This is a genomic window from Longimicrobium sp. (genome assembly GCA_036389795.1).
Classification (GTDB): domain Bacteria; phylum Gemmatimonadota; class Gemmatimonadetes; order Longimicrobiales; family Longimicrobiaceae; genus Longimicrobium.
Genome location: DASVWD010000170.1, coordinates 1 through 7,722, shown reverse-complemented (window position 1 = coordinate 7,722; position 7,722 = coordinate 1). Strand labels below are relative to the sequence as shown.

Genomic DNA, 7,722 nt, shown 5'->3' with positions numbered 1-7,722 from the left:
GAGACGCCGAGCCTCCTCCCGGTCACCCGTGGGGAAAGGGGCGTCGTGCTCCTGAGACACACCTCTCGCCCGACGGCCCTCTCCGACAGCGACCGCAAAGCCGCACGGCGAATGTCCCGAGCTTCGTGAATAACCGAGGGTTAATTGAGCACTCCCAGCCATTCCGCCTTTTGTCTTCAGAACAGAAGAATACCAATTGCTAAAATTTACATCGGGCAATACGTCATCTAGCACTCTGCCAATCGTATTGCTTGAACGGAGTGGTTCGAAAAATCGGCTCAGCGCATCATCTATGTTCTGAGAGGAGGCTACAACGACTTGATCCAAATTCTGCTTGAGTTCTTGAAAGGCGTGGAAAAGAGGAGTGCTACTCACGTCCGGTGACTTCCTGAGAAGGTGGACTTGGGATGTGGCCCGGTTCGGGTTCAGCTACTCAGCGCTAGGGGTAGAGCAGCTCCTTCGTCCAGCGCGGCGGGTCGCCGTCGGCCAGCGTGTACAGCTCGCGCTCGTGCAGGCGGCTGGGGCGGCCGAACCAGAACTCGATGCGCCCGGGGACCAGCCGGAAGCCCGACCAGAACGGCGGGCGCGGGATCTCGCCCTCGCCGTAGCGCGCCTCCAGCTCCTCCACCCGCCGCACCAGGTCGGCGTACTCGGCCAGCGGCGCGCTCTGCTTGGACGCCCACGCGCCGATGCGGCTGCCGCGCGGACGGCTGGCGTAGTAGGCGTCGGCCTCGGCGTCGCTCACCGGCTCCACGCGGCCCTCCACGCGGACCTGCACCCCCATCGCCACCCAGTGGAAGCAGAGCGCCGCGTACGGGTTCTCGCGCAGCTCGCGCGCCTTGCGGCTCTCCAGGTTGGTGTAGAAGACGAAGCCCCGTTCGTCGTGCCCCTTGAGCAGCACCATGCGCACCGACGGGCGCCCCTCGGCCGTGGCGGTGGCGAGCGCCATCGCCGTGGGCTCGGGGAGGCCGCCCGCCACCGCGCGCTCCAGCAGCTCGCCGAAGCGGCGGAACGGCTCGGCGAGTTCCACGTCCGCCGCGGCCGTGGCGGGCCGGACGCCGGCTTCGCTCATCGGCGCGAGCCGCGGGCCGGCTGCGCCACGCGGAACGGCACGTAGGCGCGCGTGCGCTCCCACTGCAGCGCCAGCGTGTGCGCGCCGCCCTGCCCGCGCTGGAGCAGGATGGCGAACTGCTCCACCGGCCGCGGGAGCGTGGCCACGCGCATGGGGATGCGCACCAGGTCGCGGGCGCGGTCGTACTGCGTCCCCCACTGCCCCGTCTGCCGGTTGACGATCAGCGTCCACCCGCCCTGGCTGGGGATGGTGTAGAGGGTGTAGGTGCCGCGCGGCACGCGCGCCGCGCCGATCTGCAGGTCCACGTCGGTCACCAGCGTGGTGGCGGCGTTGGCGCCCGTGCGCCACACCTGCCCGAACGGCACCAGGCCGCCCATGATCCGGCGCCCGCGCATCGACGGGCGGCCGTAGTCGATGAAGACGTGCCGCCCGCCGCCCGCGTCGAAGTGCACGGTGTCGCGCGGGCTCAGGGGGGCCTGCCCGGGCTGGGCAGCCGCGGGAGACGCGGCCGCGCCGGCCAGCGCCGCGGCCAGCGGCAGCACGCCGCGCAGGGTGGAGAGACGGACCACGGTTCACCTCGCGGAAAGCATCGTTGTCGGCGCGGCCATGGTACGGCGCCGCGGCGGCGTCTGCAACCCGGGAGCCGGCTGCCTCGCCGCGCCGATCAGCTGTGGACGGCGGGCTCCAGCGCGCGGCGCATCCCGACCGCCGTCGCGGGGCAGGCGCCGCGCATCTGCTCGGAGCGGGCGAGCTCGGCCGGCATCTCCTCGCGGGCCACGCGCGCGAAGCCGAGGCGCGGGAAGTACTCCTCGGCCGAGGTGGTGAGCAGGTACAGGTCGCGCACGCCGCGCCCTGCGGCCAGCTCCATCGCCGCGCGGGTGAGCCGCTCGCCCAGCCCCCGCCCGCGCGCCCGCTCGGCCACGGCCACCGAGCGCAGCAGGCCCACGCCGCCGTACACCTCCACCCCCGCCGTGCCGACGATCGCCCCCGCCTCGTCGCGGGCGACCAGGAAGCCGGCCGGGAAGTGCTCCTCGATCCCCGCCGGGGGGAGGCGCCCCTCCGCCAGCAGCGCGGCCACGCCGTCCAGGTCGGATGCCGCCGCGGGCCCGATCCGCGCCCCGGTGTCGATAGTCTCGACGCTCATCCCCATCCCTCCGTGTCGGCGTCCCGGCAGCACGAGGCCGCGCCGGCGCCCGCGTGCGTGGCGGAGGTGCGCGTGAGCTGCCGCACGAAGCGGAGCATCTCGCGGCGCACCTCGGGCGCGAAGCCGGCCAGCATCGCCTGCATCTCCCACACGGCGTCTTCCTGGAGCCGCGCCTGGAGCGCGCTCCCCGCCGGGGTCAACTCGATGCGGATGGCCCGCCCGTCGCTCGCGTCGGGGAGGCGCCGCACGTGGCCGCGGTCCTCCAGCGCGCCCACGATGCGGCACGCCGTGCTCTTGTCCACGAAGAGCTCGGCGGCCAGGCCGTTCAGCGTCAGCGCGTCCAGCCGGGCCAGCACCTCCAGCGCGTGCGCGCCCGACACCGTCACGTCGTAGCACCCCACGCGGTCGCGGTCGCGGAAACTGTGCAGCCGGATCAGGTCCCGGAGCGCCCGGTGGAACTCCGCCGACTCCCGCTCCAGCTCGGCCGCCGCCACGCTCGCCGCGGTCATCCACCCTCGTCTTCCAGGGGAAAGTCGTTGCGTCCTGCAACAGCGTACGCCGCGACGGAGGGCGCCGTCAAGGATCACGGGCGTCATTCCAACCGATCACGGATAGGATCACACAGAGACGCAGAGACGCGGAGGAACCCCGGCAGTTCTCTGTGTCTCTGCGTCTCTGCGTGAGACCTTTTCAAGATCTGTCCCCGTGCGATCGTCTGCACGGCGGCACGAGGCCGGTCCATCCTGCACCATCCCGATAGCGTCGCGAGAGGTTGCGGAGATTGCGGGACGGCCCTCGCCGATTTTCCACTCGGGAGACGGATGTTTGCCTCGTTCTCCCCTGTTTGTCCGGAGAACTCCCGACAGTCTTGATTCCGATGAGGGACCGACACAACTTGGAACCCAGGTTTTCCCGTTGCAACGCGAACCCGCACCCGGTGCCCGGGCCTTCCGCACCTCCTTCCGGCGGTTCTTCCGGACGGACGTCCACAGCCCACCCGCACCCCCGGCACGCTCCCACGCGCGGGCCCACCCGGCGCCCGTGAGGAGGATCTCACTCTACTCCAGCGCAGTTCACCCCCAACCCGGAGCAGGAGTATGACCCATCGAACGTGGTTGCTCGTCCTCGGCTGCGCGCTGGCGGCGCGCGGCGCCCCGGCGGCGGCGCAGCAGCGGGAGGTCAGCGGCACCGTGGTCTCCGCCCAGAACGCCACGCCGCTCCCCGGCGCGCGGGTGGCGATCGCGGGCACCAGCCAGGGCGTCAACGCCGGCCCCGGCGGCGCCTTCCGCCTCTCCGTCCCCGCCGGCGCCGTGACGCTCCGGGCCACGATGCTGGGCTACCAGAGCCGCGACGTCGTGGTGCCGGCCGGCGAGAGCACCGTCACCATCCGGCTGGAGACCGGCGCGGTGCAGCTGGAGGACCTGGTGGTGACCGGGCAGGCCACCTCGGTGGCGCGGCGCAACCTGGCCAACGCGGTGGCCACCGTGTCGGGCGAGGACGTGGAGCGCGCGCCGGCGCAGACGGTGGACAAGGCGCTGCAGGGGAAGGTGGCGGGCGCCATCATCTCCACCAACTCGGGCGCCCCCGGCGGCGGCGTGCAGGTGGACCTGCGCGGCGTCTCGTCCATCAACGCCTCGGCCGACCCGCTCTGGATCATCGACGGCGTGGTGATGAGCAACGTCTCCATCCCCTCGGGGCAGAACGCGGTGACGCAGGCCATCGCCGCCGACAGCGCCAGCAACCAGGACGCGCCCACCAACCGCATCTCCGACCTCAACCCCGACGACATCGAGAGCATCGAGATCCTGAAGGGCGCCAGTGCCGCGGCCATCTACGGCTCCAAGGCCAGCAACGGGGTGATCATCATCACCACCCGGCGCGGGCGCGAGGGGCGGCCCCGCATCTCGTTCTCGCAGCGCTTCGGCTACTACGAGCTGGCCAACACGCTGGGCTCGCGCAGCTTCGACCGCACGAGCGCCGTGGCGGCGTTCGGCGCGGGCGCGGGCGCCTTCTTCAACGCCGACGGCACCCCGATCGCCCAGTTCGACCAGGAGGAGCTCCTGGCCGGCCGGCGCGACCTGGCCACCGGCACCTCGCTGTCCGTGAGCGGCGGCAGCGGGGGAACGCGCTACTTCGTGTCGGGGCTCCTGGAGAACGACCCCGGGATCATCGCCAACACCGGCTTCCAGAAGCAGAGCCTCCGGCTCAACCTGGACCAGCGCCTGGGCGAGCGGGTGGAGGTGTCGCTCAACACCAACGTGCTGCACACGCTGGCGGCGCGCGGCCTCAGCAACAACGACAACGCCAGCGTCAGCTTCTACATGGTGCTCTCGGGCACGCCCAGCTTCGTGGACCTGCGCGGCAGCAGCGGCGTCTTCCCCTTCAACCCGTTCGGCCCCAGCAACCCGCTGCAGACGGCGGCGCTCATGAGCAACGACGAGAACGTCTGGCGCGTGATCTCGTCGGGGACGGTGAAGGCCGACCTGGTGCGCGGCGAGCGCCACTCGCTGCGCCTGCTGCTCACCGGCGGCGCCGACTTCTTCAACCAGGAGAACGGCCTGCTCTTCCCGCCCGAGCTGCAGTTCGAGGCGCAGGGCACCCAGCCGGGGACGGTGATCTCGGCCAACGCCGACAACCTGAACCTGAACGGGAACGTGAACCTGGTGCACACGTTCACGCCCGAGGGCGCCGCCTGGACGGCCACCACCTCGGCCGGGGTGCAGTACGAGGACCGCGACCTCACCATCGACCGCATCGTCACCCGCGACCTGGTGGCGGGGCAGGGGAGCGTGGACGCCGGTCCCAGCAACGCGGTGTTCGACTCGCGCCAGCGGGTGCAGGACCTGGGCGTGTACGTGCAGGAGGAGTTCCTGGGGCTCGACAGCCGGCTCCTGCTCACGGCCAGCCTGCGCGCCGACCGCAGCAGCAACAACGGTGACCCCGGCAAGTACTTCTTCTATCCCAAGGCCGCGGCCTCGTACCGCTTCCCCGACCTCGCCGGCTGGCTCGACGACCTGAAGCTGCGCGTGGCCTACGGCGAGACGGGGAACCAGCCGCTCTACGGGCAGAAGTTCACCACCTTCAACGGCACCAACTCCATCGGCGGCGTCGGCGGGCTGGTGATCGGCGGCACGGCGGGCGACCCCGACATCCGCCCCGAGCGCGAGCGCGAGATCGAGGGCGGCTTCGACCTCACCCTCTTCGACGGCCGCGCGGCCTTCGAGGCCACCGCCTACCTGCAGCGCATCACCGACCTGCTGCTGCAGCGCACCCTGGCCTCCTCCACCGGCTTCACCACCCAGGTGTTCAACGGCGGCGAGCTGCACACCCGGGGCCTCGAGCTGGCGCTCTCGGCCACGCCGATCGACCGCGGCGACCTCTCCTGGACCTCGCGCACCACCTTCTACACCACCAAGAGCACCATCGAGAACCTCCCGGTGCCCACCTTCCGCACCGGCGCGTTCGGCTCCACGGCGCTGGGCGTGTTCCAGATCGAGGAGGGCGAGAGCGCCACGCAGATCGTGGGGCGTAACGGCCTCCGGACGGACGGCAGCATCATCGAGGAGCAGCTCGGCGACGCCACTCCGCAGTGGAAGATGGGCTTCAGCAACGAGCTGCGCTGGCGGACCCTCGGGCTGTACTCGCTCTTCGACTGGCAGCACGGGGGCGACGTGATCAACCTCACGCGCCTGCTCTACGACTTCGGCTCCAACAGCCCGGACTTCGCGCTTCCGGCCGGCGTGTCCACGCCGCGCGCGGTCCCCGACTGCATCCCGAACTGCTCGGGGCTGGAGCGGGTGAGCGGGTTCGGCGTCTACACCGGGCAGTACGTCGAGGACGCCAGCTTCGTGAAGCTGCGCGAGGTCTCGCTCACCTGGTACGTCCCCGAGCGGGTGCGCCGGGCGCTGCCGTGGCGGGTGGACGACGCGCGGATCAGCCTCTCGGGGCGCAACCTGGTCACCTGGACCGACTACACGGGGCTCGACCCCGAGGTCAGCAACTTCGGCAACCAGCAGATCGCGCGCAGCGTGGACGTGGCGCCGTTCCCGCCCAGCCGCAGCTTCTGGCTCACCTTCAACCTGGGGCTCTGAGGCCATGACGACGACTCTCCTTTCGGGGAAGGCCGCCGTCCGGGCGGCGGCGCTGGCGCTCTCCGCGCTGCTCGCGGGCGCGTGCGGCGACCTGAACATCCCCGAGTACAACAACCCGAGCATCGAGGACCTGGTGAACAACCCCACCCCCGCGGCGGTGGCGGCCGCGGCGGTGGGGATGCAGATCGGGGCGCGGGCCGACATCACCGGCCGCACCAGCTACGTGGGGATGCTGGGGATCCTGGGGCGCGAGTCGTACACGCTCGACGTGTCCGATCCGCGCTACATCACCGAGCTGCTGGTGGGCCCGGTGACCAACAGCGGCGCCTTCGGGGCCGGGCTGTGGACCACGCGCTACGCCAACATCCGCCTGGGCAACATCATCCTGGAGGTGGTGGACCGGGTCCCCGGCTACACCGACGCGCAGAAGGCGGCGGTGCGCGGCTACGTGAAGACGATGCAGGCGCTCGACTTCCTGCTGGTGATCAACACCCGCGACGTGAACGGCGCCCCCATCGACGTGGGCGGCTCGATCGACCAGCTGGCGCCGCTGGAGAGCAAGGCCGAGGTGTTCGCCCACATCGTGCAGCTCCTCGACGAGGGGCGCAGCGACCTGGCGGCGGGCGGGGCCAGCTTCCCCTTCGCGCTTTCGGCCGGCTTCGCCGGTTTCAACACGCCGGCCACCTTCATCCAGTTCAACCGGGCGCTCAAGGCCCGGGTGGACGTGTACATGGGCAACTACGCGGCGGCGCTCACCTCGCTGTCGCAGTCGTTCGTGAGCACCAGCCAGCCGCTCACGCTGGGGGTGTACCACGTGTACGGCGGCGGCTCCGACGCGCCCAACCAGCTCGCCACGCCGCTGCAGTACGCGCACCCCTCGATCGTGACCGACGCCCAGCTCAAGCCCGACGGCACGCCCGACAACCGGCTGCTGGCCAAGGTGGGCCCGCATCCGGCGCCGCGCACGCTGCTGGGGGTGTCGTCCGACAAGGCGTTCCTCCTCTACCCCGAGGTCGACTCGCCCGTCCCGGTCATCCGCAACGAGGAGCTGATCCTGCTGCGGGCCGAGGCGCGCTGGTTCACGGGCGACAAGGCGGGCGCCATGGCCGACCTCAACTTCATCCGCACCACCTCGGGCGGGCTGGCCCCGATCGCGCAGCCGGCGACCGACGCGGACTTCATCACCGCGCTGCTCCGGGAGCGGCGCTACTCGCTGCTCTACGAGGGCGGGCACCGCTGGATCGACACCCGCCGCTTCGGGCGGCTGAACACGCTGCCGCTGGACGTGGGCACGCACATCCGCATCGCCGCGTTCCAGGTGCCCGAGGCCGAGTGCCTGGCCCGCGAGCTCCCCTCCCCCTGCGCGGCGTCGTGAGCCGGGCCGCGCGGGGCTGAGGGTGGGAAGCGGCGGCGCC

General features: G+C 71.4%; 6 protein-coding genes. 2 read left to right on the top strand and 4 right to left on the bottom strand.

Annotated features, from left to right (window positions below; all coding sequences use genetic code 11):
* Positions 1-439: 439 nt before the first annotated feature.
* From pdxH to VF746_22230, 4 genes are all read right to left on the bottom strand, one after another.
* Positions 440-1,072, bottom strand: a complete 633-nt coding sequence (pdxH, locus tag VF746_22245; protein ID HEX8695149.1) for a pyridoxamine 5'-phosphate oxidase — start codon at positions 1,070-1,072, stop codon at positions 440-442.
* On the bottom strand, positions 1,069-1,641 hold the full coding sequence (locus VF746_22240) for a DUF2911 domain-containing protein (protein ID HEX8695148.1): 573 nt from the start codon (positions 1,639-1,641) through the stop codon (positions 1,069-1,071). Before VF746_22240 ends, pdxH begins: the two co-directional genes overlap by 4 nt.
* Positions 1,642-1,736: 95 nt before the next feature.
* On the bottom strand, positions 1,737-2,216 hold the full coding sequence (gene arsN2, locus VF746_22235) for an arsenic resistance N-acetyltransferase ArsN2 (GenBank protein HEX8695147.1): 480 nt from the start codon (positions 2,214-2,216) through the stop codon (positions 1,737-1,739).
* Positions 2,213-2,725 carry a MarR family transcriptional regulator gene (locus VF746_22230; GenBank protein HEX8695146.1) on the bottom strand — a complete coding sequence of 171 codons (513 nt, stop codon included), beginning with the start codon at positions 2,723-2,725 and terminating at the stop codon, positions 2,213-2,215. Before VF746_22230 ends, arsN2 begins: the two co-directional genes overlap by 4 nt.
* 588 nt (positions 2,726-3,313) lie before the next feature.
* On the opposite strand from VF746_22230, the gene VF746_22225 reads away from it, so the two are divergent.
* Together VF746_22225 and VF746_22220 are read left to right on the top strand one after the other, a co-directional pair.
* Positions 3,314-6,307, top strand: coding sequence for a SusC/RagA family TonB-linked outer membrane protein (locus VF746_22225; protein HEX8695145.1), 2,994 nt, complete (start codon positions 3,314-3,316; stop codon positions 6,305-6,307).
* Between the two features lie 4 nt (positions 6,308-6,311).
* Positions 6,312-7,682, top strand: a complete 1,371-nt coding sequence (locus VF746_22220) for a RagB/SusD family nutrient uptake outer membrane protein (GenBank protein HEX8695144.1) — start codon at positions 6,312-6,314, stop codon at positions 7,680-7,682.
* Positions 7,683-7,722 lie beyond the last annotated feature (40 nt).